This window comes from Nostoc sp. UHCC 0252, assembly GCF_034931145.1.
Taxonomy (GTDB): domain Bacteria; phylum Cyanobacteriota; class Cyanobacteriia; order Cyanobacteriales; family Nostocaceae; genus Nostoc.
This window is the reverse complement of the sequence record NZ_JAYGHE010000005.1, coordinates 148,600-174,721: the sequence shown is the minus strand read 5'-3', so window position 1 is coordinate 174,721 and position 26,122 is coordinate 148,600. Positions and strand designations below refer to the sequence as shown.

The window sequence follows — 26,122 nt, the reverse complement described above, 5'->3', positions numbered from 1 at the left end:
ACTTCACCTTAAAAACACTTTGCGTACCTCTGCGCTTACCTTGGCGTACCTCTGCGTTTCAAAAATCTTAAAAAGACTTTTGGGAATTACGCCGCAGAATTACCCAAGTAACAACAGGAGTTCCAATCAAAGCAGTAACAGCATTTAAAGGTAAAACCATCTGACTCACCGCAAGTTGAGAAAACAAATCTGCAAACAATGCTAAGATTGCACCCATCATTGTTACACTAGGGATTAATATCCGATGGTCGGAAGTATTAAAAAGACTACGACAAAGATGAGGAATTGCTACACCTAAAAATGCGATGGGGCCACAAAAAGCAGTAATTGCTCCAGCTAATATAGATGCACTAGTAATAATGGAAAATCTAGTTTTCTGCACCGTTAAACCTAAACTACGTGCATAAGATTCACCTAGTAAAAGTGCATTCAAGGATTTTGATTGCAACACTGCTCCCAATAAACTCAAAAGTATCACAGGAATTAAAACAACTAACTGTTTCCAAGTCACCCCAGCAAAACTTCCAAAAGTCCACATAATATAACTTTGAATGCGTTCTTTGGAGCTAAACTGCAACAAAATACTAACAATTGCACTAGTAGCATAACCAAACAATAAACCTAAAATTAATAACGTCATCGTATCTTGCACTCGGCGAGAAACAATTAACATCATCCCTAAAACTGATGCTGCGCCGAGACTTGCGGCTATGACTAAACCAAAATCGCTAATGATTCCCAAATCTGCTAATAATGTTGGTGTTGTAGCACTTGCTGTCAGCACAACTAACGCTACACCTAAACTTGCACCAGAACTAATACCCAACACAAAAGGCCCAGCTAAGGGATTTTTAAATAAGGTTTGCATTTGTAAGCCACTCACACCTAAAGCCGCACCTGCTAAAGTTGCAGTTAAAGCTTTAGGTAGCCGAAATTTGAGAATAATATGAGTCCATGTCACTTTTTCTGCTTCTTGTCCGAGCAAAACTTTGACTACTTCATTAACAGGAATATCAACTGAACCTAAAGCCAAGTCTAATAAAAAAGCCAAGATTAAACTTATAAGTATAATTAAGAAAATAATGGTTTTGAAAACCGGATTTTTTTGGTTTATTAGGGGAATTTTAAATTTATATTTTTCGCTGAACATTATTAATTAAGTTTGTGGTAATAAAATAGTTTATGGTTAGGTAATATCTCTGGATGCAGTATTTTAATCAAGTCAGATAAAACCATATCTGGGTTACTAATTCCGCCTTCCCAGTAATCATTACCTCCGTTTTCATTGACACGGGCATTATTATTGTAAAGATTGCCCGTTTTCACAGCCTTAAAATCAGCATAGCGATTATCTTCTGCGACTAAATCCTTTAATTTATTCCAAGATTGACTAAAATTCAACCAGTAGTCAGCATTGGCTGCACGTTCCAAAACAACTTCAAAAGATAAAGGTAAACTACCAGAGGATTTATCATCACTCCAAAGATAGTTTGCTCCTGCATCAGCCAGATATTTAGCTACATAACTTTTACCTCCAGGCATATACCAAGTTCCTTTAAAATTGAACCCAACAAATATAGTTGGACGATTTTTTACAGATTTAGCTTTTTCAGCTACTCGTGCATATTTATTGGCAATTTCACTAAATATTTTTTCTGCTTGTTCGTCTTTATTAAAAAACAGAGCCGTAAATTTTAACCATTCGCTTCTTCCCAATGGCGCATCTTCCATATATTCAGAATTTATACCCACTTTCAAACCCGCCTCTGTGAGTTTGCCATAACTATCAGTTTGGGAGTTTCCAGTACCAAAAGTTGTCACTAAGTTGGGATTTAATTCTAATAATTTTTCTATATTCACATTTGAATTATTCCCTACTTGTGCTATCTTTCCGGCTTTGATTCTCTCGACTACATCAGGAGTATTGACTTGTTTAGTATTACTAATACCAATCAATTTATCAACTACACCTAATTTCGCTAGGTGGGGTAAATGAGTAGTAGATAGAGAAACTATGGAATTAATGGGAACTGTAATTACCTGCGCTTGATTAAATTCTTTTGGTGTGGGAGTTCCACATTGGACTAAAACATATTGAAACTTGGTGTTGGCATTCTGCAAAGGATTTTTTGTAGTGACGATTTTGTAGTGTTTATGATACTCTACTGCGAAGCCTGTGGCATGAGTAATCTTGATTTTATTAGGGAAGTAATCAGTATTAGGATCATAGTTTTGAATACAGCCGTTATTATTAGCATTTGTAGAGGTATCAATTGCTGTACTATGGCAAGCAATAATTAAAGTGGCAATTAAGAAGAATTGGCATAAAAAAATAATGGGTTTTGAGTGAGTCAGTTTTACCAATTTCATGGGGTTTGAGATAAATATTATTATTATCACGCAGAGACATGGAGGTGGGCACTTCCGTGGGCGGGTTTTCCGACTTGTACCCCTACAGAGAAGCAAGCTACGCGCAGCGTCTTCGTCGTGCAGAGAGGAATACCAAGAGTACTGCTTTATATCTTTGCGTGAAATTTTTAAAAGGATAAATTACACAGACTCTGGTGGATAACAATGTTCAATAACTTTGTTACCTTTTAGTAAATGTTCATTGACAATAGTTTCAGCTACGCTTGAGTTAACGCGAGTGTACCAAGTTCTATCATCAGAATGAAATACTACTGGCCCTTGTTGGCAAACTTCCAAACAGCCAGATGTTCTCACTTCTATATCTAAACCAGCATTTTCAACTGCGGATTTTAAAGCATCAAATGTGGGTTGCCATTTGCGTGAAGGAAGACAGCGAGTAGAAGTACAAACTGAAATATAAGAATGCTTCAGGGGATTTTTGCTAAACGGGATTGGTTGAATACCCAATACATAAATATCTCTTAATTCCTGATACAAAGCTAATTTTGATACATCAGGTTTCCCTTCTGGTAATAAATTTTCACCATCAACGAAAGGATTCGGTAATAAAATCGTCATCAATTGTTCATCTGCACCATTCCAAAATTGAATTCCCCAACTTCTGGGATTTCCTTCTGTATTAAACCGACGATAAAAAGCCGCACGGCTAACTTGACGCTGCTTCCTGACTCCTACAGGGGTTCTACAAAGAGGCCCACCAAAATTAGTATCAATACACAAATGTAAATGCCAACCTTCAGTCGCTACCGTCAAATATCCATCGTAGAGAATACAAAGTTTTGGTGCAGCATTAAATTCTAATTCCAAAACACTACCTTGGACAATATGCCCCACCCCTACCTGTTGCCAATTTTGCTCAAATAAAGTGTAAAGTAACGATGACAAAATATTACTTCCACAATCAAAATATTCATACTCAATTGTCCCACCTGTAAACAAAGCTTCAGTCACAACTTGATTTAACGGTGTAACCAAACAATTAAATTCACTCATCTTCAACTCTCCTCTGCATGAAAAAACTCTTAACCTTAGAACCTAGAACTCAACCCAACCTGAAAAACCCTCCCCCCATCAGGAAAACCCGGAAACAACTGATAACGCTGGTCAAATATATTATCTACACTACTTGTCAGTATCAAACTATCACTTAAAGGGACGCGCACTTTGAAATCTAAAGTAGTGTAACCAGACAAAAATTCTGTATTTGTGTTATTCGTTGGATACCCATTCAAAGAATTCATGAGCAATCCTAAATACCAACCTTGAGGATTTTCATAAGAAACACCCAAATTTAATTTATCCGCACCTGCAAATCGTAACTCCTTATCAACTTCTGCCGGATTAGAACTTTCTAAAATCCGTGGATCATTAGCTGTATAATTAGCAAAAGCATAGAAATTTTTCGCTAGTTGTAAGTTTAAAGAAGCTTCAATTCCTGTAGTTCTAACCAGTCCGATATTTTCAAAAGTACCTGTATTGCCATTCACCGGTGGTGTCAACCGCTTAAAGGCAATTGTATCTGATACTGTGTTACTAAAGAAGGTCAAACGTAATAAGCCTATGTTACCTAACTTTTGGTCAATGCCAATATCAAAACTATCACCCTTTTCTGGTTTAAGTTCAGGATTACCAATATTAGTAGGATTATTGTTAAATAAATTAGCAATGGTTGGCGCTCGGAAGTTTCTGATATAGTTAGCTCTAAGTGTTGTGGAGTCAGAGATTACGAATTTTGTACCTACAGATGGTGATGTAAATGAGCCATTTACCAAGCTACTGAAATCTTGGCGTACTCCTAAATTGACACTTAAGCTAGAAGTAAGATTATTTTCATATTTAGCGAAAATGGCTCCTTGACTAATACTGTCATCGTAATTTTCTCTATTGAGATTACTGCCATAATTAAAGGTGGTATTACGCACATTTGCATTCCGGTAATCAAAGCCGTAAACCAAAATCTGATTTTTGGTAAGATTCCAACTGTGTGTGGTTTGAATACCGTAAGAAACTTGGTTAGAATCAAACCGATTCTGAGATGAAAGTGCGCCACTACGGTTATCAAAACGAGTATTGAGAAAATCAGTATAAACTCTGGCTGTTAAAAGTGAATCATTACCATTCCCTAATTTGGAATTCCAGGTTAAATCCGTGAGAACTTGGTCTGTGTATTTGCGATTATTCTCGGTGAGAGAATTGAAAAACCCTTGCCCAAATTGGGGTTCAGGAATTGCTACCCCTCCTGGTACTCCCTGTTCTTTGCTTAAGTATAGAGTTGAGAGAGTTAAGGTATTGCGTGTTCCTAAATCTGCCTCTAGTTTGACATTGAAGTTGTTAAATAGAGCATCATTATTTGTTCTAGTTCCTGTAAAATTGGCTTCAGGAATTGTAAAAGGATAATTATTTTCTGCTTGGGTACGGTTGTAACCTACAACCCAAGAAATTACCCCGGCTTTACCACTATTTTGAATACTTTGTTGGTTTAGTCCATAAGCACCAATATTTACTTTAGCTTCTGTTGTAATATTCTCTGTGGGGCGACGAGTGACAATATTAATTACCCCTCCTATCGCATCAGAACCATAAAGTGTTGAACCTCCTCCTGGTAACACTTCAACTCTTTCAATATTATTGGTGGTAAATTCTGAAAGGTCAAAACCACCGCCACCAAGATTATTAATTGGTCTACCATCAAGCAATATTAATACTTGACCGGTATTAGAACCTCGGATAAATTGACCGCTTAAGGCGTTTACTTCTGTGCCAACTGTACCATCAGGCAAGATACCTGTCAGAAATTTTAGCGCTTCTCTAACCGTTCTAGCACCCTGTGCTTCCATCTCTTCACCCGTAATTACGTAAACCGGACGGGTAGAATCTTTCACTGTCCCCTCGCGGCGAAAGGGCGAATAAACGGGTTCATTCAATAGCTTGTCGATGACTGTTAATTCAATATCTGGTTCTTCTGTGGATGCTGGAGTATTTTCAGGTGTTACTTGTGCAACTGGTTGTAAGTCTCTTGCAGAACCTTCATACTTGGGAAACTCAGATATTTGTGGAACTTGATTAGCAATCGCTACATTTCTTCCGCAGACCATCCCATAGATTGCGGTAAAAACAAAGATTTTTGAGAAAAATTCACAATAAGTAACTATGCGGGAAGTGGACATGAAACTCCTCGTTTTCAGTAAATGCAGGTATTTATTTGTGCTGTTGAATTTCTAAGATTTAGGGTTTAACTAGCTTGCTACAATGCATTGCCATAGCTAAATCATGGTGGATACTATTTTGATAGCAAAAAGACTTTGTGGTATTCCTTATGGATACCCAAATTCCTATAAGACAACCAAAAATTAAGTGTCGTTACTAACAGCGAAGCGAATTAGTAAAACTTGCAGAGGGTACCGTCTTAAAACAGTATCTGTACCCATAAAATTTATTAATCAAATGTATCATCTGTGCCTCGCAGATAAATGTTTTGTGTCTAGAGTGAGTCGGCGGGCATTCTGACTAAGAGACACGTTATATTCGTCTCATTACAGCTGCGGGACAGCGCCGGATTTACACCGAACTTTCCCCCTTGCGCCTGATGGCTGCTCCCCATCAGAACCGACAGTTATGTGTCACATTACCATAGTTATTGTGTATATGTAAATTTCCATTAGTAACAATTTTAATTCTCCACATCACTTACTGGATATAGAATTATACTTACACTAAAGTAAACACGCATAAAAGAAATCCCCTAACTGTTAGTAAAGGGGACTTTGCGGACATTGTAGATTTAATTTCGCCAGGTGTCTTACGTTCCTAACGTATTTTTGTGGAGGCTACAAAACTGAAGTTTTGCATTTCGTTTAATCGACATTCCTTAAGGTAACTGAGTTAATTTTGGTTGGTCTAAGTATGTATATACCAACTGAGAAACTTGACGAATAAAATCCCTACCTCTGGTGTCATTGTAAGGTCTTCTCACAAAAATCCCTGCTAAGTAACGCTTGCCATTTGGCATCTCAATAATACCTGCATCCCCAATAACAAACCCAATATCACCTGTCTTATGAGCAATTACTGCTCCCGAACCCAAACCAGCTGCCAGCAACTTTCTGTTATGGCAATGATTTAAAATATCTATTGCCTGGGAGCGACTCGCATCTGAAATTAACTTATGATACTGAATCAATGCTGACAATTTTACTAAGTCGGCGGGACTGGTGGTATTAGTTCCCTTAAAATCTCCCAGTAAATGACGAATTACAGTATTTTTCAATCCCCAACTGCCAAACCGCTGATTTAATTTTGCTTTACCACCCAAGCGGTCAATAATCATATTTGTGGCGGTATTGTCGCTGATAGTAATCATTTTATTTATGGTTTGCAGCACAGTCAACTTAGTTCCCACACGTTGATACTGCAAGTCTCCAGAACCACTTGCAATCAAGTCTCGCCGCATTACCAAGGTGTCATTTAGTTTGACTGTACCAGCGTCTATTCTCTCAAATAAAGCAATCAGAATTGGGAACTTAATCGTACTCGCGGCGGGAAATACTTTGTCGCCACTAATATCCAAATAGTTACCCGTCTCTAAATCCACAAAAAACATCCCTGGCTTGAGGAAACTGTAGCGAGCCATCAATGCATTAATTTGAGATTTTAGTTGTAGTATTTCCTCACCTAAAGGAACTACCCCAGCAAACATAGAAGCATTGATTGGTTTAGTGAGTATACCTGGTGGACTCAGTTTATTAATAGCTGCAATATCTTGTAAAGGCGCTTTATTTTGGAATAAGAGAACTTGGCGTTTTTGCTGGAGATTAGGAGTAATGGAAATTGGTGTTTGGGAGGATTCTTCCCCAGCCCCTATTCCCCATTCAAAAATTCCCGTCGCAGGTATTTTTTCAATTGATAATAGTTTTACGACCCAATGAAAGTTAGAATCTCGTCGGACTATTACACTTTGCGGAGAGACAGTGTAACCGGGTGCTAATTCAATTACAAGTCGGGTCGTCTGGGGGTCAAGCTGTGCTACCCGAATTTCTCGAATCTTTGAGCCAAAGTTTTGTTTAGTTGTAGAGTAGTCGAAAGTAGTTCCCGATAAGTCAATGACAAGCCTTTTAGGGTTATCAATTAAAAAAACTCTCGGTTGAATACCTGAGTCAGTGGTTAGGTCAAGCTGATTCTGATTGGGGTCAAAGTGCCAAGATTCTAATCGAGTTGCTCTTGCAGGAGAGGATAGGAGCAAAAGACTAATTAAGCTCAACAAGAACCAGCGTAATTTCATACAGTATTGTGAGGATAATATTGAATTTACTTACAGAGATTTTCCGGGAAGTAAATCAAGTCAGAACTGATTGAGAATCATAAGCAATAAAATATGTAATGTCAAGGATTTTAAATAGACAATAAAAACTTATACAGCGTAGCTAGATTAGCTTGTATAAAAATCAGTATGATTTCATTCACACCAGTTTTTTTTTAAACGGGTGAATAAAGCTTTCTCAAGTTACTATAGAAGCACCCATTAACTTGGGACTTTACTGTTGAGTATTAGTTCATTGAGAATCATTCTGTGTTTTTTTATCTGTACAGAGTGTGATTTTTTTTGCTGGTGAAAGATACTCACCTTCTACTCCGATAGTGATTCCCCTTGCCTGACGCAGCGCATTTATCGCTTTTCGCAATTGGGATAAAGCGGTAAAACCAGAAAAATTCATCCACTTGATGATTGTCTGCTAGACATTAGTTCTGGATCTGAGCAAGAGTCAGAAGAACCACTTGATTGAATCCCCAGATTATTCGCGATGTTTACTCGCAAATAATCTTTATTTTTTTATTTTTGCCAAATTGGGATGCTTCCATTGTTTCAAACAACGGTATTCTTTACGAAAAAGATAAGGTTCAAAGCCGTACTTCGTCCCGCTACGCTAACGCCCCTTGTGAGCGATAGCTCCCTTGCTCCCCTGCCCCTCTGCTTTTTCACGCCTCGTTAGCTCTCTCTAGGTCGATGGATTGTGCAGCTTGACGAAACAATGCTATCGACGTGAGGCTACTGGAGGGACAATCCCACAGAATGTATTTGAAGCAATCAGGAATATCTACCATTCGCAGCGTTTTTGCACTCCTAAGCAGGTGAACATTTTTATTGTGGCAAGCTTGGAGGTTGTAATTGGGGATTCTGTCGCAAAGATGATGAATGTTATGGTAGCCGATATTGGCGGAAAACCACTTTAAAACGGTAGGGAACTCCAGATAACTGCTGCCCTTAATTGCTGCTTCGAGATAGTCCCACCCTTCAGTTTTGTGGGCGTAAGAGCCATCAAAGTTGTGCTGAACAAAGAAGACGCAGATAAGGATTGCCGCAGAACAAGTTAGCGTGATTGAGTAAACGCTCACGAAAAAACCAAATCCAAGTAAATACCCCAGAAAAATCCAGATACCGACTACACAAATGTTGTTGAACAACAGATGCCAAAACTCAGCCGCAGTGTACCAATTTCTAGACTTATGAGAGGAGATGATTCGAGGTAAATCCATAAAAGGATCTTGCTGCAAACAAGTCAGTAGATGAGTGATAAAATCATATGTTCCGGCAATCAGGGCGAGTCTTGGCTTAATCGCGACATAGAAAAAACCTCCCGGAAAGATAATGAATGGGTGCCTCAGTAGTTCATAACGCCTTTGGGCAGATGGACTGAGGCGAGCAAACTCCTCAGTAGAGAGTAATGCACTAGGACCGCGATAGCGTTGCCAATCACCGTTGGTTTTGTGGTGATAGGCATGTCCTCTTGACCACGGATATTGAGGGATCGCGTTTATCACCCCCAGAATAAAACCGATAATCTGATTAACCCTTTTTGAACGAAAGAGTGAATAGTGTCCGCAATCATGCATTAAAGAAAAACAACGCGCTGAAAACAGCGTCATCAAAACTATAGTAGGCGCAAGCAACCAAAAACAAATAGCAGCTGCTTTGTATGCTAAAAACCATAAAACCACATAAGGCACAACCGTATTCAGGATTTGATAAGTTGCCCGCAAGTCGCTGCTGTTCATGTAAGGATTCAGGACAAAATCCGACTTTTTCACTGCGGTTTCCATTAAATAAAACTTTCTCCTAACGGCTGAAGTTCTTTTTGGGGTAAGTTGAAATAACTGGTAGCATCAGCCAGATGCTTTATTAGTGTGGATTGTGGTAAAGGTCCTTGCAAGTGATTCCAAGGTAATACAATATCTGTTGACCATTTATCATGAACGTAGAAATCTAAGTTAGGTATTTGTCCTTTAAGTTGTTTGAAAGCACGACGATAACTGCCCAAGGAGTCGCCATAATTACGGGTAAGTTCCAAAAGGTGGGATAGTCTGCGATCGCCCCTGGATAACAAAGCTTGAATGATTGACCAATTATAACTTTCCGGTCGAAACTCGATTCCTTGCGGCTTAAGTTGTTTCTGTAAAAGTTGCAACCGCTTTTCTGCTTGCCGATTGACTCCAAACCACTGAAATGGCGTGTGTGCTTTGGGAACAAAGGTGCTACAGCCAAATGTTAAGCGCAATCCTGATACAGTTTTTTTCAGAGAGCGCATCATTGCCACAGTTTGTTCTAAATCCTCTGGTTCTTCACCGGGAATTCCTACCATTCCATAAAGTTTCAGGTTTGTTAATCCACCAGCTTTAGCATTGATCGCTGCTTGGATAATTTCATAATTTTGTAACTTTTTATTGATAATTTTCCGTAAATTCTCTGATCCACTTTCTACGGCAATTGTGAGCGATCGCGAATCTCGTTTCGCCAAAATTTCTGCTAATTTTACTGTTACGGTATTTGTCCGTACTGAGGCAATGCTGAGACGCACATCATCGTACTTTGGCTGATTCAGATGATCTAGTAGTCTTTCAAACTCCGGATGCTGAGTGACAGAAGCCCCCAATAATCCGATGCGTTTTGTCACTGATAAACCTTTTTCAATCGCTGGAATGAGAGAACCTTCCACACTTGCTGTTCTAAAAGGAAGCGTTAAATAACTTGCCAGACAAAAGCGACACATTTCTGGGCAACTTCTGACAACTTCCACCATATAAATATTTTCCCACGCGGCTTTTTCCGTCACAACTGTTGATGTTGAGAGGATATCTCCCCGATAGGTTTGCTTTTGCACCACGGCAGGGATTTCTGTTGAGATTGGTTGAATTGACTTGATAGTGCCGTCTAATGTATGATAGCTTACATCGTACAAACTAGGTACATATATTCCCGGTACTTGTGCAAGTGCTTGCAGTTTAGTTTGTCGAGAGGCATTTCTGACTTCTTTGTAAACGTCGATAAAATTTCCTAGCAGGTTTTCGCCATCTCCTAGCAAAATGACATCAAAAAAATCTGCGAAAGGTTCGGGGTTAGCAGTGAGTACGGGACCGCCACCAAAAACTATGGGATGACGATCGCCACGGTAAGCTGCCCTGATAGGAATTTCTAAAGATTCCAATAAATTCAAAATATTGACATAATCCAGTTCCCAAGACATGGAAAAGCCGAGTATTTCTGGTTCTCGCGGAAGTTGTTCGTGGGTATCGGTAAACAGGCGACTCACCTGCATATCAGAACGCATCGCTAAAGTTGCCCACACAACTTGATAGCCAAGGCTTGTTATCCCCACCGTATAATCATTGGGAAAAGCGAAGATGGTGGGGATGGCGTCTGTGTTGGGAGTTGCGGGGATAAAAAGCAGGCGTTCGGTAGCGAATACGGATGATGTCACAGGCATTTGTTTTGTAACTATACATTATTGTTGATTTTTAGCTCTTTTTTTCAGTGTATTGTTGCTCCTATTGAGAGAGAGTGCTGAGGTTGGAATTCTGCCCATTCTTTGCATACAGTTTGGTAACATTGAGGTGGTGTAATTGGTAAATTAGTTAAATAGAAAAAAGCAGCTTGATAACCGTATTCCAACAAAAAAACAACATCTTTCTGGGGATTATACTTATCTACCGCTTCGAGAATATGAGCATTCATGAAGTGTCTTTGTAACAGTACGGTGTCGGGTGCTGCTAACCAAGCATTTAAGAAAGCTGCAAGCTTTTTACGCGGGATAAAATGCGCTTTAAATGTTTCGCCAGCCATACTTAAATGCGGAGAATTAGTGCTGCAAATTACGACACCACGTTCTCCTCCTAAATAACCGATCCAAGCGTTGTTACCAATTGCTAATATATTGGTGGCGATAAAAGCTTGTTGCCAATCTTGGGTGTTTATTTCTGGGGTCATTTCGATTAAACTCCTTGTGATAACTGCCAGAGTTGAATTTCATAACATAAATAGCTCTCAAAAATTGCGCGTGCTGCTAATCCCTCGACAACTAACTTTTCTAGCCAACGTTTAAATGCCCAACGACCGAGTGAGTATAATGGTGGAACGGCGATCGCTACAACATCAGCAATATATTTAACTGTAGTCAGCCCAAAAATACGAAAATTATCAACACACAAGTCAATCGTTGGCGCAATATGGGTTGAAATGTCTTCAGTCTTGATTAATTTGAATCCAGTCTGTTCCAACGCCGCTTGGAGTTCGCTGGCGACATGACAATTAGAAAAAATACCTTCTCGGTATTCGGCATCAAAACGCATCATATCTGCAAGCAGCAGGTAGCCACCACTATCCAATAAACGAGCCGCGCCTTGAGCTAAATCGAGAGCAGCAATATATTGACTGCTTTCGCTAAATAAAATGAGGTCGTAGGAGTTTGAGGTGCGAAAATCTTCAAATCTCGTTAAGTAGAAAGGTACTTGGCCATTGGTATTTTGAATAAATCTCTCTTGCTGGAGTGCGTCGGGTGCTAATCCCTCAACACTGAAACCGCAGCTGTACAAATACGCTGCGTTACCACCAATCCCACAGCCGACATCCAGCACAGTTTTTGTCCCCTCTGGAATAAAACTCAAAAGTTTAGCTGTATATGCTTGCTGCGCCGCACGCAGGCGAGTCAGAGTTAATTCTTCACCCCTTTTAGGTAGTGGTTCCCAATACCCGTAATGAAGATAGGAAGAACCTGTTAGTCCCATATAATAATCTATCGCTGCATTTTGGTAGCGAGTCGCTTTTGGAATATTGACTAGTTTTGGTTTTTGCATTTATAAATTGATAGAAACAGTTACACATTCATGCTTAATATTCCAAGCGATATCAGTTTGTTAATTTTGTCGTTTTATTAACTAACGTATTACTGGTAATTTCTGCGTAATACTAAATTTTAGTGGAAATTTAAAACCCCAAATGAAAGCTAAGATTATTAATTACGAATTATGAACTACGTTTTACAATAACTAAATCACCCTCTATTTTTGTCTCGTAATTTGATAGTGGTTTTGTAGCTGGCCCCATCTGAACATTACCATTAGGATCAAATTCCGAAGCATGACAAGGGCATAAAAATATTTTTTCTTCTGCAAGCCACTCCACTGTACAACCCATGTGAGTGCAGATAGGGTTCACAGCCACTAGATTTTTACTTTTAGAAGTACCAATTACCAATACTGCACCAACAGGTAGATTTTCATTTAATAGTTGGCCAGCTTTATCCAATTCGGCAATTGTTCCCACTGTTTGCCAATCTCCAGATGTTGATGATATTGCTGTAGTTTCTGGAGGAGAAGCCACAACTTTTTCAGGTAGGCTACTTGCAAAATAACCTAAACTAAAGCAAGTAATAAAATCACGACGTTTCATATTATTTAAGTTTTATAGAAACAATTTATTGCACTCTGAAACTTCTAAACACAAAACTGTAAAATAGTGAGGGAAGAGATAAAAACTCTTCCCCTATCCCCTGCTTTTGGGAAGATGAAAAACCAAGGAAATTAAATTCTACGGGAGGCTATTCCGCAGACGGCGTAAACAATTTATCGATGCAGCACAATCACAACCAAACATAGCTACAGCAGCATCACTTTCTGCATCCGTAACCCCAAGCAGAGCCTTTTCACTGTCATCCGATGTAACATCAATCTCTGCTACGCCTTTTTGCAAATGAGATAATTCTTCAGCATGAGCGCAGAAAAACTTACCGAGTTTCGGATGTCTTACACAAGCTTTTTGGTCTGACGCTGCTACTACACCAGTATCAGCATCAGGACGGTCTACTGGTTGCGGATTTACTGGTTCACCAGCTGTGGTCACTTTACTGGTCATTACCAATGATGCTAGGGACATCAAAGCTGCGGATTTGGTAGTTAAAGTTATTAAAGCTTTCTTCATGCAATTGTCCTAGAAGTAGGTTGACAATTAAGGTTAATGTTCTCTCAGCTTGGTAGGGGAATGATGTTTTCTAAAAACCTGGATACTCGAAGCAATTCACCCATAATATACACCAGAAAATAAATTGCTATCTGAGATTCACAGATTCTTGAAAAATAGTTGCAAAAAATCAAAGTAAAATCTTTTATTTTTCACTTTGTATCTCTTACATTGATTTATTTCCCAAACAGGAGGTTTTCCTGTTTTATATACTTAATAGCTACTTGGTAGAGAGATAGCAATTGATTATACTCCAAGTTTAAAAAGTGCAACTATATGTGTTGATATCCTGTATATCTTCTACGGCATTAGGCTTGGTTTAAATTCTGACCAACGCTTGCGAACTTGTTCGTAGCAATCGGGTGGAGTAATTTTTAGTTGGTGTAAAAAATTAACCTCAATCTGAGGTTCAGCCTTTAGCACCAGAAGAATATCTTGATGGGGATTGTATGTTGCGATCGCTGGGGAAATTGATGAAATCATGGATGAGCAGATTGATTGCGATATAGCTCCGCTATCTTGAAACGAACGCAAGTAAAACCCAATCAGATCGGAGGGAAGAAATTGCAGGGTGAAGGGAACTGTATCAAGACTTGTATTTGTAGGGTGAGTAACTTTAGTATCCACATCACAAATGACAACTCCCCGCCCAAATGACTGAAATCCTTTCCATCCTGTGTAACCGATTACCAGTAGATTATTATGGATAAAGCTGTTTTGCCAGTAGCCGAAATTTCCTTGCCAAACACTATTAGATGGTCGCATTGACTTCCTCCCCCAACACCAATGATTCAATGCGAACCTGATTGAGTTCCTGTCCAATGAATACTAATCTTGTTTGACGGAGTTCGTCGGGTTTCCAAGGACGATCGTAAAAGTAGTCAAATCGATTACCAACACCCTGTAATACCAGACGCATAGCTTTATTCGGAACTGCTACAAATCCCTTAATTCGATAAATTTCTTGCTGTTGCACTAATGTTTGCAAGCGTTTGACTAGGACAGTCGGCTCAAATGCCTGGTCTAACAGTAGTTGCACTGCATTAATCCCTTCATCATGTTCGTGGTCTTCTTCAGTATCGTGATGACTAGGACGACTATCTAAGTTGTCTTCTACCGCAGCGTTGAAACCGAGTAATAAATCGCCACTGATTTTACCATCCTGACAAGGAATGACTTTTACACCAGGCGATAAGTTCTGCTTTAGCCAATCTTGCACCCTAACTTGCGTTTGTTCGTCAACGCGATCGCTCTTAGTCAGCAATACTAGATCGGCACAAGCCAGTTGATCTTCAAACAGTTCCTCAATGGGTGTTTCGTGTTCTATGCTAGAGTCGGCTTGTCTCTGTGCTAAGAGTGCTTCTAAATCACCTACATATTGATTAGTTGCCAACGCTTCACAGTCCACCACAGTAATTACGCTGTCTACTGTAGCGCCTGTGCGAATCTCCGGCCAGCGAAATGCTTGCACCAATGGTTTTGGTAGTGCTAGTCCAGAGGTTTCAATCAACATACAATCAAGGTTCGCGCGTCGCTTCAGTAATTCTTGCATCGCTGGGAGGAATTCTTCTTGCACCGTACAGCACAGACAACCGTTGGTGAGTTCAACAATATTACTGTTGGGGTCTTCTTCATCGTCACATACTTGGCAATCACGTAAAAGTTCGCCATCAATTCCGATTTCTCCAAATTCATTCACCAAAACAGCAATGCGTCGTCCCTCATTGTTTTGGAGTAAATGGCGAATTAACGTTGTTTTGCCTGCACCAAGAAATCCTGTAATTACTGTGACGGGAATTTTTTGCATATAAAGTGTGTCGTTTGTTGATCGTTAATTTTGCGATGTGCAGAAAGAAGTTCTAACCGCAGATATCACGCAGTCAGCTGGTGTTAAAATCCAAATATTCATCACTAGCTGCGATCGCTACCTAATCAAGCTTGAGGGAGTTTGCTTGGCAAAGTTTCTATCGCTCAATTCTGTACTCCCGTTTCCCCGCACAGCGCGGAACATTCCAAATCGGCACAGCCCTGCACCAAACGCCAAACGCATCAGCAAAAGCGTCGGTACCTCGCGCACAGACTTGACAAAACCAGACAGTCCAAAACGCACCAATCCCTCTGGTCGAGCCACTCCTTGCCAAATCGAATCGAACCAAGAAGGAAGGGTTTCTTGAGTCCAGTCTGCCGTAATTACCTCCCCCTCAACTAATTCTGTCCCCGCTAAAAGCTCGGAAAAGCCTTCAATGCTGGAAAAAGCTGGATGAGACCACTGTTCGAGGAGTTGCCGCATTACTGGTTTCTCCCAAAAATTTAGGGGCTTTTGGCGGTCATCCCTCTGATTCCAGTCAGCTACAACCAACACCCCACCAGGCTTTAGCACCCGCATTAATTCTCTAGCAAAAACGGCTTTATCTGGCATGTGGGGGCCGGCTTCGATTGACCAGACTACATCAAAACTGGCATCTGGAAACGACAATGCCATCGCATCATCGACCGCAAACTGGACGTTTAGCCCGTCAGGTGTTAACTCCTGGGCGCGGTTAACCTGAATAGGGCTGATGGTAATCCCTGTGACCGCAAACCCATAATCTCGCGCTAAAATCCGGCTGCTGCCGCCAATACCACAGCCAACATCTAAGACGGTAGTACCATGAGGTAATTTTTCTATTCCTCCCCATTTAACCATCTCATGTACAAAATCAGATTTAGCAGCTAAAAAATCCTTGCGTCGTGGCGGCGAACCGTAGTGACCGAGGTGAATGTGTTCCCCCCAATAAAACTCTAGGATGCCGTCAAGCGTCCATTGATCGTAGGAATTGGCAACTGTGGATGAGGATTGATACTTGCGGGCAGTTAGGAAATAAGCCGCAATTCCAATTACTAAAAGCATCAGAAAACCAATTACAGAATATAATAAAGTTGACATTTTTTTTGAACGTTTTTGTACACCTATTTGAGTCGATCTAACGGTTTACTTATTGCTGCTTGTCCCGAATCAGACGAGCGATGTCGTAACCGCCCGACAAAGGCAATTGCAATATAAATCATCCGATACATCGACATTGCAATATTTTGAACATCTGGAATAATTTTCCCTTGAAATAGACTGGGCTTGTGTTTATCTTGGGGGAGAGCCGTTTGTTTGACAAAGGGGTGAATAGCAGTAGGAATCTTCCCAGTTCGGTGAAGATAGAATTTCGGCATGATAATTAACTGAAGTATTAATTTAGTAAATTAGCAATTTCTATGCGTGATTGGGAAAGTATTTGTTCAGTGGTGAAACAGGACTATGTACTTCATACACGCCATTTACTACCTGTTTGGAACAACTTCCATCTGTTAGTTAATACAGCGTTTTTTTGTTGCTGTGATTATTTGCAAGCGATACTTTTATAGGGAGTGGCTTATAGCGATCGCTGCATCTCAAGACACAATTTGTACCGGAAATTAATCGCTTACCCTCTCATAGAAAGTCATAATCTGTAGCGTCTTGATATGTCGGGCTATGAGAACGTAAAGCTGAGTAGTTGTAGAAATCTTCATAAAAATACTTATCTGTGCCTCGCAGATGTACAAAATTTACAAGTTCACTTCGGCGGGCATTCTGACTCACAAAGCTTGCCTAGCCTTGATTACAGCTGCGGGACAGCGCCGGATTTACACCGGACTTTCCCCGTTTCCTCTAGCGGCTGTTCCCCACTAGAACCGAGATTCATCTGAATACTAACACAACTGTGATTTGCTTGCATAAAAATCAATGGTCGATCTATACTGGCATTCGTCATTAATCGGGGCAAGTCTCATTCTTTACCAAAGCTTGCTCTGGATTTTTGTTGGGCAATTCTTCTAGAAATTTTTCAACCAAACAAACTTTTTCGGGTTGCCAGCGTTTGCTGACATAGCGCTGGCATTGTCCCACAGACCATTTTCAGGACTTACGTAAAAATTGTTAAAAAGCTTAATTTATCGTTCGCGAAACTCATACCAAACCGCTTTCTCGTTGGCGGAGCCTAAAAAGAGAAGAATTAGCAGATTGGGCGTAAGTCCGAATTTTTTTATTTGTCAGTCCACCATCTACCAATCAACTGATGACCGAGGAACTTCAAAGAGCAGATAATGATAGTCCGTGGAAAGAAATTTTAGAAGCTTACTTTCCCCAAGCGATGCAATTTTTCTTCCCCCAAACAGCAGCATTAATTAATTGGGAACGTCCCCACGAATTTCTCGACAAGGAATTTCAACAAATAGCCCGTGAAGCAGAGCAAGGTAGGCGATATGCAGATAAATTAGTCAAAGTATGGCAAATTCAAGGACAAGAACTTTGGCTATTAATCCATGTAGAAATTCAGGCAAAATCAGAAGACATCTTTGCAGAAAGGATGTTTTCTTACAACCTACGAATTTTTGATAAATTTGCCAAACCTGCCATTAGTTTGGCGATTTTGTGCGATACTGACCTGACATGGCGACCAAATCAATATAGTTATAATTACCCGGATACTAGGCTTAACTTTGAATTTGGCATCGTCAAGCTTTTAGATTATCAAAATAATTGGGCAGAATTAGAAGCCAGTGACAATCCATTTGCAACCGTAGTCATGGCGCATTTGAAAACACAGCAAACAAGTAAAAAGCCAGGAGAACGTAAAACTTGGAAATTTAGCTTAATTCGTCGGTTGTATGAATTAGGATTACAGGAAAGGGACATTCGTAACCTGTACCGATTTATTGATTGGGTTATGATTTTACCAAAAGCCTTGGAAGCAGAATTTTGGCAAGAGTTTAAGCAATTTGAGCAGGAGCGGACTATGAGCTACATTACCACAGGCGAACGCATTGGCTACGAGCGTGGGAAGGAAGAAGGAAAGCAGGAACAAGGACAAACTCTTGTAATACGGCAACTACAAAAACGGGTAGGAGAGTTACCAGAAGAGGTTCGGGAGCGCATTCAAACTCTTTCTTTAGAGCAATTAGAATCACTTGGTGAAGCTTTGTTAGATTTTACAGCTATTGAAGATTTACTTAACTGGTTGTCAGTAAATCAGACGACATAGAAAATGTCTTTTTGCCAAACCTAGTTAACAATTATTTTGCATTTTTGCAATTATTTTTCTACCATTCATCAACACATCTTGTATGCAAGCTTCATCCACACTTTTTGAGGACTCCACAACGGATATCCATGTTGTTCGTCGTGATGGTTCGACAACACCGTTAGAAATTAATAAAATTCGCACAGTGGTTAATTGGGCTTGTTGCGGACTTTCAGCAAATTCTATTGCTTTAGAAGCACATCTGACAACTCGATTGCGTCCTGGAATTACCACGCGAGAAATTCAAGATAATTTAATTCGCTGTGCTTTGGATTTGTGTAGTCCTCAAGAACCTGATTGGCGCTATGTAGCAGGGCGATTACATATTTGGAGTTTGTGGAAAGAAATAACAGTTAGCCGTGGTTATCAGTACGGTTATTATGCTCGGACTGTACATTCCAAAGTTTTATCAGAACAATACGATCGCCGCATTTTAATCTACACGGACGCAGAATTAGAGATTGCTAACACTTGGATCAATCCCGACTGGGATGCCGACTATGATTATGCCGGAGCTGTATTACTGACGAAGCGATATCTTCTGGCGAATGAGCTACCCCAAGAAGCATTTTTAACTTGTGCGTTATTGATTGCCTCCGTGGAAACACCAGAGAACCGATTAACCTGGGCGCGGAAATTTTATGAAGCGATCGCCCGTCGTCAAATATCCTTAGCAACCCCCATTTTAGCAAACTTGCGGATTCCTAATGGTTCGCTTGCTAGTTGTTTCATTACGGCGATGGACGACAATTTGGAAAGCATTTTTGATGGGATTCATGATGCAGCTCGGATCTCCAAAAATGGTGGCGGCGTGGGCGTAAATTTATCTCGCATTCGCGCAACGGGCAGTTGGGTAATGGGGAAAGCTAATTCCTCTGGTGGCGTGGTTCCCTGGATTAAGTTGTTGAATGATACAGCGATCGCAGTTAATCAAGGTGGACGCAGAGCCGGTGCTGTCACTGTCAGTCTGGATGTTTGGCATTTGGACTTGCCCGAATTTTTGGAAATGCAAACCGAGAATGGGGACGGGCGACGCAAAGCTTATGACGTGTTCCCGCAATTGGTTGTCAGTGACGAATTTATGCGGCGAGTAGCAGCAGATGAAGAATGGACATTAGTTGATCCCTATGAGGTGCGAACTCGTTTAGGCATTGAATTGGCAAAAGTTTGGGGTGAAGCATTTGAAAAGGCTTATCTTCAAATTGAAGCCAGTTTAGAAAGTGAGATTACACTTTACAAACGGGTGAATGCTCGTCTTTTACTCAAACAGGTGATGCGAACCCAATTAGAAACCGGGATGCCTTACCTGTGGTTTAAAGATACCGCGAACCGAGCTAATCCTAATCAGCATGAGGGCTATATTCCAGGTGGAAACCTGTGCCAGGAATCTTGGTCAAATGTGAAACCGAGTGAAGAAGCACATACGTGTAATCTCGTAAGTATCAATCTGGCAAATCTTGAGGATGAGAAACGAACAGAGATTTGCTGCTAGTGCCACCCACAACGCCAAATATCGCACAATTGGAGTGGGCTGTATGGGATTAGCCGATTGGTTAGCAAAACGTCATCTCACCTACACCCATCTTCAGGAAATCAGCGATTTATTTGAAGATATCGGTTACTATTGCACCGCAGCATCGATGGAATTAGCGAAGGAACGGGGTGCGTATCCTGCTTTTACGGGTAGTGAATGGAGCAAGGGACATTTAATCGGAGCAAAACCTGTGCAATGGTTTTTGCAACACGCTAGTCTTCCAGAACGCTTCGCAAAATTGAGTCAGGATATCAAACAACATGGTATTCGCAATTCACACATTACAGCGATCGCACCCAATACTTCTTCATCTTTAGTTCAGGGTTGTACAGCGAGTGTTTTACCCGTTTACAGCAAATTCTTTTATGAAAAGTGGGCCAAGGGTTCAGTACCCATCGCACCGCCTTACATTCGGGATAATCTATGGTTCTATGTCGAAAATAAGACACTAGATCAGAAAAAAGTGGTGAGGGCGATCGCCACAATCCAACAATGGATTGATACAGGAATTTCGATGGAACTACTGTTTAATCTCAACGCTGGAGTTTATTTCCCCGACGAACCAGAGCGTTCTCTCACCGCTCTTGATATTTTTGAAACCATAATGCTGGCTTGGGAATTGGGTTGTAAAGCAATCTACTATATTCGCACTGTCCAAAAAGATAGTTTCAAAGAATCGAGCGAGCAATGTGTTGCTTGTGCAAGCTGAACACCAGTTATCACTAAACAGTTACTTGTACTGAGTGAAGTCGTACCCCTACGGGGAAGCAAGCTACGCGGAGCGTCTCGCTCCAGAAGTATCAGTTATCAAGCATAGCAATCGGCAATGAGCATTGGGCATTACCCATTGCCCAATTAAGAGTGAAAACTAATCAAAACAGAATTAAAGTGTACCAACCAAGACAATCATTAATGCCGATTAATCCCGTTTTCAATCCGAACGGAAATGATGATACAGGAAACCGTTTGATATGGTTCGGAGAGACTACGAACTTAATGCAATTAAACGACGTTCGCTATTCGTGGGCTGTGTCTCTCTACCGTCAAATGCGAGAGAACTTTTGGATTCCCGAAAAAATAGACATTACTCAAGATGTAACAGATTACGTCAATCTCACGCCTGGAGAACGACGTGCATTTGATGGCATCCTTAGTTACCTGACGTTTCTCGATTCAGTGCAAACCTGTAATGTGCCTCACATCAAAAACAGCGTGACAGCACCAGAAATTGCATTGTGCATGGCAGAACAAATTTCTCAAGAGGCGATGCACAATCAGTCTTATCAATACATTATTGAGACGGTGATTCCCAGCGATCGCCGTACACACGTCTATGATTTTTGGCGGAGCGATCGCATTCTCAAAGCTAGATGTGAATTTATCGCTGGGTTATACCAAAAGTATGTCGATAAGCCGACACTAGAAAATTATTTCGTATCGCTGTTGGCGGATTATTTGTTGGAAGGGTTGTATTTCTACAATGGGTTTATATTTTTCTACAATCTGTCATCACGGATGCTCATGTCTGGGAGTGCCGATATCTTTAGAATGATTAACCGAGATGAACTCTCCCATGTGCGCCTGTATCAAAAATTGATTCCAGAAGCGATGCAAGTTTTCCCCCATAGTCGCGAACAAATCTACGAAATGTTTGCTCTAGCTGTCGAGCATGAATGCAAGTGGACAGGACATATTGTCGGAGATGATATTCTTGGGATTACGGCAAACAGTACAGAACAGTACACAAAATATCTGGCAAATGCTCGCTTGAAGGCGATCGGTTTAGAGCCATTATGGACAGAAGCTATCTATAAGAAAAGCCCTTATGCTCACTTGGAACGTTTCTCAGATACTAAGAAAGAAGCTCACACGAAGGCAAACTTCTTTGAGGCGAGTGTCACCAGTTACGTCATGTCTTCTAGCATTGAAGGTTGGGATGATTTCTAAAAAGGATTTATTATTGGTTTAGATGTAGAGACGCGATATATCGCGTCTTTAAATTAAGAATTTAATCAGCGCTTATTGAGATGGTGTTCACGTAGTGTCTCTGAAAGAGAATCGCCAGTTTTCTCAACACAGAGGTATTATATTTTACAGATTGTAAACTAGGACGTGGACAATAAAACCGTAACGTATTGCATTGCAAGCGTTTGGGCAAAGTGCCAAATTTTTACAGACAAGAGAGTGTCAAAAAATATGCTTAAGGAACTTTGAAATGAACAAAGGAACTGACTATGAACTCAAGGTGATAAACCTTGTGAGACTTAAGTTAGAAGAAGAAGAGTTAGGCATTAGTCCTAAACAAGCCAAGGTTTCTCATAAGCCAGCCTATTATTCTAGAGATCGACAGAAAGATATTATTTTTGATGTATCTATTGAAATATGCCGTAAAGATGCTGAAACACCCTATTGGATTTGGATCTGGGAATGTAAAAACTATTCACACAAAGTGCCTGTTGATGATGTTGAAGAGTTTCATGCAAAATTAAACCAAGTTGGTGCTAATCGAACAAAGGGTACAATTATTACCCCAGTAGGATTCGATGAGGGTGCATATGAATTTGCACGTTCTAAAGGAATTGGCTTATGGCGTTGGATTCCTGAAGGAACTCCTGTAATTCGTTTAGATACTGGTTACGACTCATGGTTAGACGATGCAGTTCTATATGGTCTCACAAATGAGGTTACTAATGGCTTTCCTAGTGATGATTTTGTTTTCGCTTTAACGACTGATGGGCAGTTAACTACAGTATGTTCTGAGATGATTGCTCAAGAGTTTTTGAATGCGTAACATAAATATTGTCTAACAATTCGATTGGAGCGGACTGCCGGAAGCCTCTGGTGTTGATGCCAAGGTTGCTTATATCCGCTCAACCGCACCGTTAAGTCATCAAAAGTTTAATCCTGTACGTAGTCTTGTCCTGTCACCAATGCCCATTCTGCTCGCATAAACTCACGTCCCAAGTAAGCTGCATGATCCAATCGGCTCACTGGGCAAGGTTTTGTTGACTCAAACAGTTGAATGCAAATTTCTTTAGCAGTTCTTCCTGTAAATAGGACAGTAGGTTGTCGTTCTACTTTGACCGTTGCAGGGATGGGCTTTCCGGTTTCTGGATCGATAGCCAATCCTTGCTCATTAACTTCATTGGTAAAATGTTTCGCACAGATCAAGCCTGCTCCCCGATCTAAGTAGATGATAAAGTAGCCTGCCGGATCGAGTTCTAAAAATCGCTTGGATAGTTTGTAGTCAATTGCTGCGATTGTTTCCACTGTCATTATCATCATTTTTAAACTCCAAAACAAAAAGCACCGCTCCAAACGTCAAAAGAAGTCTGAGCTTCATATCTTCAGTGAACGCAGAGAAGAATAATGTAGATATTGGGCATTACTGTTGAGTTCAACAATAAACAAGAGAGCAAAAGTCTTAAAGCACTCCCAGACTAATGCCTGTGGCTACTTTTACTGTTATTTCACAGTCGCATTCGCTTCCTCCCGTAGAACTTTCGTGGCTTCCACCATATTCTTTAAAGCCGGAATCACCTCTGACCATCGCCGAGTTTTCAAACCACAATCTGGATTTACCCAAATTTGTTTTACAGGTAAATTAGCAATTCCAGTCCGCAATTGTTGTAAAATCTGCTCAGTTGTCGGCACGACAGGACTATGAATATCGTAGACTCCATTACCAACTTGATGTGAGTAACCACCCTCTGTGATTTCTCGCAAAGTTTGATTGTTGCTGCGACTATTTTCAATTGAAATAACATCAGCATCTAACCGTTCGATATCCTTGATGATGTCACCAAATTCGCAGTAGCACATGTGGGTATGAATTTGCGTTTGGGGTTGGGCTACTGCTGTCGCCAAACGAAATGCATCTACAGCCCAAGATAGATATTCATTCCAGCGCTCAACCTTCAGGGGTAAACCCTCACGCAGCGCGGGTTCATCTACTTGAATTACCTTTGCACCAGCCGCTTCCAAATCCGCTACCTCATCCCGCAACGCTAAAGCAATTTGGAAAGCTTGTTCTGATTTGGAAATATCCATCCGGGGATAAGACCAATTTAAGATAGTTACAGGAGCCGTCAACATCCCTTTTACAGGTTTTTCCGTCAATGATTGAGCTACTTTAAACTCACGTACCGTCATTGGCGCAGTCCGAACCACGTCACCATAAATAATTGGTGGACGAACATAACGGCTACCGTAGCTTTGCACCCAACCATTTTCAGTGAAAGCGAAGCCTGATAACTGCTGTCCAAAAAATTCCACCATATCGGTGCGTTCAAATTCACCATGAACTAAAACATCTAATCCTAATTCCTCTTGTAGTTTAATGCTTTCAGCAATTTGAACATCAATTGCAGCTTCGTATTCTGACTGACTCAATTCACCCCGTTTGTAACGCATTCGGAGTTGGCGAACTTCAGAGGTTTGGGGAAAAGAACCAATTGTAGTTGTGGGGAACAGAGGAAGCGAAATTTGGGAATCAAGCCGCAATCCATAGGATAAGGAGCGCTGAAAATCATCAGTTTTTAAAGTTTTTAGTCTTTCTTGAACTGACTGATTTGCTGGATTAAACTCCTCGAACTTATTCCAGCTAGTCTCGATAATTTCTTGTTCTGTTTTAGTATTTTCTCCTATTATTGTCCGAGCCAAGAAAACCACTTCTTGAAGTTTCTGTTCAGCAAAACTCAAGACATTACGTAGTGGTGATGGTAATCGTTTTTCTCGTTTGGCATCGTAGGGAACAAATTGTAAGGAAGCAGATGGTTGAATATGTAGAGATGTTCCATGTAAAGTCTCTACAATCTCTTGTAAAATGGGAATAACTTTCTCGGAACGAATTTGCCAAATATTTCTTGCGTCTATAATCCCTGCACCTAGTCGCTTATTTGGTGGGAAACCGTAGGTTTTGATTAACTCTAAGTTGCGTCCGCGTGTCAAGTCTAAGCTAATAGCAGCAACGGGTAAATCTATCACCCAAGGGTAAGTTTCACCCAAATCATCAAAATAAGTAACCAAGTGTAGGGGTATTCCAACTAACGAAAGTGATTGATAAACTTTATGAAAGTGTTCTTTCCAAGAATTAGCATCACCTAAAACAAGTGCAGGTTCATGTATTTGTACTTCTTCTACTCCCAGATTTTTTAATTCAGTGAGTAGGTTTATGTATAGCGGAATTAACTTTGATACTGCTTGCTGAATATTTAGTGATAGTTTGCTTAAGCGCAGCAGAGTACAGGGGCCAAGTACAATCGGAATTGCTCGTTTACCTAATATTTTTTGAGCGCGGCTAACTCGTTCTAAAAAGTCACTGAAATCAGATGGTAATGTTGATTCAGCAATTTCCGGGACAAGATAGTGATAGTTAGTATCAAACCACTTGGTCATTTCCAAGGCGGGAATTCCTTCTTTACCTCGTGCCATTGTAAAGTAGCGTTCTAAGCCAGAAAGCTGTTGAAATCTTTCAGGAATTAGCCCAAAACGAAATGTCCAGTCAAGTACATGATCGTAGAGAGTTGTGTCTCCAATTCCAATATAATCAATTCCGGCTTCAAGTTGGGTTTTCCAGTTAGATTCCTCAACTTTTTGTATGGTTTGCAGTAATGATTCGGACTCTATATTACCACTCCAAAATGCTTCTAGCGCTTTCTTTACTTCCCGGTTTTTACCAATGCGGGGATAGCCTAATGTTGCTGTTTGAATCTGCATTACTTTCTGTTCCTTTTAAGATTAATGATTTAGGTACTAGAGATTGGAAACTGAGAAATTTTA

Annotated in this window: 25 protein-coding genes and 2 riboswitches; of the genes, 5 read left to right on the top strand and 20 right to left on the bottom strand. The window is 40.5% G+C overall.

All coding sequences use genetic code 11. The features are described 5' to 3' along the window. Window positions 1-67: 67 nt before the first annotated feature. From VB732_RS05275 to VB732_RS05190, 18 genes are all read right to left on the bottom strand, one after another. Window positions 68-1,150 (bottom strand): iron ABC transporter permease, encoded by a 1,083-nt coding sequence (locus VB732_RS05275; protein WP_323229803.1) that lies wholly within the window; start codon window positions 1,148-1,150, stop codon window positions 68-70. A gap of 2 nt (window positions 1,151-1,152) precedes the next feature. Next, entirely contained in the window at window positions 1,153-2,370 is a 1,218-nt protein-coding gene (locus tag VB732_RS05270) for an ABC transporter substrate-binding protein (protein ID WP_323229802.1), read from the bottom strand. 180 nt (window positions 2,371-2,550) lie between these two features. Then, a complete protein-coding gene (locus VB732_RS05265) occupies window positions 2,551-3,423 on the bottom strand; it encodes a (2Fe-2S) ferredoxin domain-containing protein (protein ID WP_323229801.1) in 873 nt (290 codons plus the stop codon). 35 nt (window positions 3,424-3,458) lie between these two features. Beyond that, on the bottom strand, window positions 3,459-5,525 hold the full coding sequence (locus tag VB732_RS05260) for a TonB-dependent receptor plug domain-containing protein (RefSeq protein ID WP_416235729.1): 2,067 nt from the start codon (window positions 5,523-5,525) through the stop codon (window positions 3,459-3,461). Between the two features lie 380 nt (window positions 5,526-5,905). Continuing rightward, window positions 5,906-6,056: riboswitch (cobalamin riboswitch) on the bottom strand. A gap of 242 nt (window positions 6,057-6,298) precedes the next feature. Continuing rightward, window positions 6,299-7,708 carry a serine hydrolase gene (locus VB732_RS05255; protein ID WP_323229799.1) on the bottom strand — a complete coding sequence of 470 codons (1,410 nt, stop codon included), beginning with the start codon at window positions 7,706-7,708 and terminating at the stop codon, window positions 6,299-6,301. A gap of 271 nt (window positions 7,709-7,979) precedes the next feature. Further along, window positions 7,980-8,141: a hypothetical protein gene (locus VB732_RS05250; RefSeq protein ID WP_323229798.1), complete on the bottom strand. Its 162-nt coding sequence runs from the start codon at window positions 8,139-8,141 to the stop codon at window positions 7,980-7,982. A 262-nt stretch (window positions 8,142-8,403) separates the two neighbouring features. Beyond that, a complete protein-coding gene (locus tag VB732_RS05245; protein ID WP_323229797.1) occupies window positions 8,404-9,525 on the bottom strand; it encodes a fatty acid desaturase in 1,122 nt (373 codons plus the stop codon). Further along, the gene (locus VB732_RS05240; protein WP_323229796.1) at window positions 9,525-11,180 is read right to left on the bottom strand and encodes a radical SAM protein; all 1,656 of its coding nucleotides are present in this window, start codon (window positions 11,178-11,180) and stop codon (window positions 9,525-9,527) included. The genes VB732_RS05245 and VB732_RS05240 overlap by 1 nt, the downstream gene beginning before the upstream one ends. A gap of 50 nt (window positions 11,181-11,230) precedes the next feature. Next, complete coding sequence (locus VB732_RS05235) at window positions 11,231-11,686, bottom strand: hypothetical protein (protein ID WP_323229795.1); 456 nt, start codon at window positions 11,684-11,686, stop codon at window positions 11,231-11,233. Window positions 11,687-11,691: 5 nt separating this feature from the next. Beyond that, complete coding sequence (locus tag VB732_RS05230; RefSeq protein WP_323229794.1) at window positions 11,692-12,552, bottom strand: class I SAM-dependent DNA methyltransferase; 861 nt, start codon at window positions 12,550-12,552, stop codon at window positions 11,692-11,694. A gap of 169 nt (window positions 12,553-12,721) precedes the next feature. After that, window positions 12,722-13,147, bottom strand: coding sequence for a ubiquinol-cytochrome c reductase iron-sulfur subunit (locus tag VB732_RS05225; RefSeq protein WP_323229792.1), 426 nt, complete (start codon window positions 13,145-13,147; stop codon window positions 12,722-12,724). Between the two features lie 138 nt (window positions 13,148-13,285). Next, window positions 13,286-13,675, bottom strand: coding sequence for a hypothetical protein (locus tag VB732_RS05220; protein WP_323229790.1), 390 nt, complete (start codon window positions 13,673-13,675; stop codon window positions 13,286-13,288). Between the two features lie 339 nt (window positions 13,676-14,014). Next, the gene (locus tag VB732_RS05215) at window positions 14,015-14,479 is read right to left on the bottom strand and encodes a hypothetical protein (RefSeq protein ID WP_181927356.1); all 465 of its coding nucleotides are present in this window, start codon (window positions 14,477-14,479) and stop codon (window positions 14,015-14,017) included. Further along, the gene (gene cobW / locus VB732_RS05210) at window positions 14,466-15,521 is read right to left on the bottom strand and encodes a cobalamin biosynthesis protein CobW (protein WP_323229787.1); all 1,056 of its coding nucleotides are present in this window, start codon (window positions 15,519-15,521) and stop codon (window positions 14,466-14,468) included. Before cobW ends, VB732_RS05215 begins: the two co-directional genes overlap by 14 nt. A gap of 117 nt (window positions 15,522-15,638) precedes the next feature. Then, window positions 15,639-16,640, bottom strand: a complete 1,002-nt coding sequence (locus VB732_RS05205) for a methyltransferase domain-containing protein (RefSeq protein ID WP_323229785.1) — start codon at window positions 16,638-16,640, stop codon at window positions 15,639-15,641. A gap of 23 nt (window positions 16,641-16,663) precedes the next feature. After that, window positions 16,664-16,918: a hypothetical protein gene (locus VB732_RS05200; protein WP_181927352.1), complete on the bottom strand. Its 255-nt coding sequence runs from the start codon at window positions 16,916-16,918 to the stop codon at window positions 16,664-16,666. Window positions 16,919-17,177: 259 nt separating this feature from the next. Beyond that, complete coding sequence (locus tag VB732_RS05195; RefSeq protein WP_181927351.1) at window positions 17,178-17,327, bottom strand: hypothetical protein; 150 nt, start codon at window positions 17,325-17,327, stop codon at window positions 17,178-17,180. Continuing rightward, window positions 17,291-17,439, bottom strand: a riboswitch (cobalamin riboswitch). It overlaps the preceding gene by 37 nt. A gap of 59 nt (window positions 17,440-17,498) precedes the next feature. Next, window positions 17,499-17,633: a hypothetical protein gene (locus VB732_RS05190; protein WP_323229783.1), complete on the bottom strand. Its 135-nt coding sequence runs from the start codon at window positions 17,631-17,633 to the stop codon at window positions 17,499-17,501. A gap of 169 nt (window positions 17,634-17,802) precedes the next feature. Here VB732_RS05190 and VB732_RS05185 point away from each other — a divergent pair, with 169 nt between their 5' ends. The 5 genes from VB732_RS05185 (at window position 17,803) to VB732_RS05165 (ending at window position 23,132) form a co-directional block, all read left to right on the top strand. Further along, window positions 17,803-18,768: a DUF4351 domain-containing protein gene (locus tag VB732_RS05185; protein WP_323229781.1), complete on the top strand. Its 966-nt coding sequence runs from the start codon at window positions 17,803-17,805 to the stop codon at window positions 18,766-18,768. A gap of 82 nt (window positions 18,769-18,850) precedes the next feature. After that, on the top strand, window positions 18,851-20,299 hold the full coding sequence (locus VB732_RS05180) for a ribonucleotide reductase N-terminal alpha domain-containing protein (protein ID WP_323229779.1): 1,449 nt from the start codon (window positions 18,851-18,853) through the stop codon (window positions 20,297-20,299). After that, the gene (locus VB732_RS05175) at window positions 20,271-21,050 is read left to right on the top strand and encodes a hypothetical protein (RefSeq protein WP_323229777.1); all 780 of its coding nucleotides are present in this window, start codon (window positions 20,271-20,273) and stop codon (window positions 21,048-21,050) included. Before VB732_RS05180 ends, VB732_RS05175 begins: the two co-directional genes overlap by 29 nt. Before the next feature lie 179 nt (window positions 21,051-21,229). After that, entirely contained in the window at window positions 21,230-22,288 is a 1,059-nt protein-coding gene (locus VB732_RS05170; protein ID WP_323229776.1) for a ribonucleotide-diphosphate reductase subunit beta, read from the top strand. A 268-nt stretch (window positions 22,289-22,556) separates the two neighbouring features. Next, entirely contained in the window at window positions 22,557-23,132 is a 576-nt protein-coding gene (locus tag VB732_RS05165; RefSeq protein WP_323229775.1) for a restriction endonuclease, read from the top strand. Between the two features lie 107 nt (window positions 23,133-23,239). Here the strand turns inward: VB732_RS05165 and VB732_RS05160 are convergent, their stop codons facing one another. Then, complete coding sequence (locus VB732_RS05160; RefSeq protein WP_323229833.1) at window positions 23,240-23,623, bottom strand: DUF4346 domain-containing protein; 384 nt, start codon at window positions 23,621-23,623, stop codon at window positions 23,240-23,242. A 183-nt stretch (window positions 23,624-23,806) separates the two neighbouring features. Beyond that, window positions 23,807-26,059 carry a 5-methyltetrahydropteroyltriglutamate--homocysteine S-methyltransferase gene (gene metE / locus VB732_RS05155; RefSeq protein WP_323229774.1) on the bottom strand — a complete coding sequence of 751 codons (2,253 nt, stop codon included), beginning with the start codon at window positions 26,057-26,059 and terminating at the stop codon, window positions 23,807-23,809. Window positions 26,060-26,122 lie beyond the last annotated feature (63 nt).

Bases quoted from the DNA above. Each gene is read 5' to 3' on its own strand.
- VB732_RS05275 (WP_323229803.1), bottom strand. From the start codon at position 1,150: ATGTTCAGCGAAAAATATAAATTTAAAATTCCCCTAATAAACCAAAAA.
- VB732_RS05270 (WP_323229802.1), bottom strand. From the start codon at position 2,370: ATGAAATTGGTAAAACTGACTCACTCAAAACCCATTATTTTTTTATGC.
- VB732_RS05265 (WP_323229801.1), bottom strand. From the start codon at position 3,423: ATGAGTGAATTTAATTGTTTGGTTACACCGTTAAATCAAGTTGTGACT.
- VB732_RS05260 (WP_416235729.1), bottom strand. From the start codon at position 5,525: ATGGTCTGCGGAAGAAATGTAGCGATTGCTAATCAAGTTCCACAAATA.
- VB732_RS05255 (WP_323229799.1), bottom strand. From the start codon at position 7,708: ATGAAATTACGCTGGTTCTTGTTGAGCTTAATTAGTCTTTTGCTCCTA.
- VB732_RS05250 (WP_323229798.1), bottom strand. From the start codon at position 8,141: ATGAATTTTTCTGGTTTTACCGCTTTATCCCAATTGCGAAAAGCGATA.
- VB732_RS05245 (WP_323229797.1), bottom strand. From the start codon at position 9,525: ATGGAAACCGCAGTGAAAAAGTCGGATTTTGTCCTGAATCCTTACATG.
- VB732_RS05235 (WP_323229795.1), bottom strand. From the start codon at position 11,686: ATGACCCCAGAAATAAACACCCAAGATTGGCAACAAGCTTTTATCGCC.
- VB732_RS05230 (WP_323229794.1), bottom strand. From the start codon at position 12,552: ATGCAAAAACCAAAACTAGTCAATATTCCAAAAGCGACTCGCTACCAA.
- VB732_RS05225 (WP_323229792.1), bottom strand. From the start codon at position 13,147: ATGAAACGTCGTGATTTTATTACTTGCTTTAGTTTAGGTTATTTTGCA.
- VB732_RS05220 (WP_323229790.1), bottom strand. From the start codon at position 13,675: ATGAAGAAAGCTTTAATAACTTTAACTACCAAATCCGCAGCTTTGATG.
- VB732_RS05215 (WP_181927356.1), bottom strand. From the start codon at position 14,479: ATGCGACCATCTAATAGTGTTTGGCAAGGAAATTTCGGCTACTGGCAA.
- cobW (WP_323229787.1), bottom strand. From the start codon at position 15,521: ATGCAAAAAATTCCCGTCACAGTAATTACAGGATTTCTTGGTGCAGGC.
- VB732_RS05205 (WP_323229785.1), bottom strand. From the start codon at position 16,640: ATGTCAACTTTATTATATTCTGTAATTGGTTTTCTGATGCTTTTAGTA.
- VB732_RS05200 (WP_181927352.1), bottom strand. From the start codon at position 16,918: ATGCCGAAATTCTATCTTCACCGAACTGGGAAGATTCCTACTGCTATT.
- VB732_RS05185 (WP_323229781.1), top strand. From the start codon at position 17,803: ATGACCGAGGAACTTCAAAGAGCAGATAATGATAGTCCGTGGAAAGAA.
- VB732_RS05180 (WP_323229779.1), top strand. From the start codon at position 18,851: ATGCAAGCTTCATCCACACTTTTTGAGGACTCCACAACGGATATCCAT.
- VB732_RS05175 (WP_323229777.1), top strand. From the start codon at position 20,271: ATGAGAAACGAACAGAGATTTGCTGCTAGTGCCACCCACAACGCCAAA.
- VB732_RS05165 (WP_323229775.1), top strand. From the start codon at position 22,557: ATGAACAAAGGAACTGACTATGAACTCAAGGTGATAAACCTTGTGAGA.
- VB732_RS05160 (WP_323229833.1), bottom strand. From the start codon at position 23,623: ATGATAATGACAGTGGAAACAATCGCAGCAATTGACTACAAACTATCC.
- metE (WP_323229774.1), bottom strand. From the start codon at position 26,059: ATGCAGATTCAAACAGCAACATTAGGCTATCCCCGCATTGGTAAAAAC.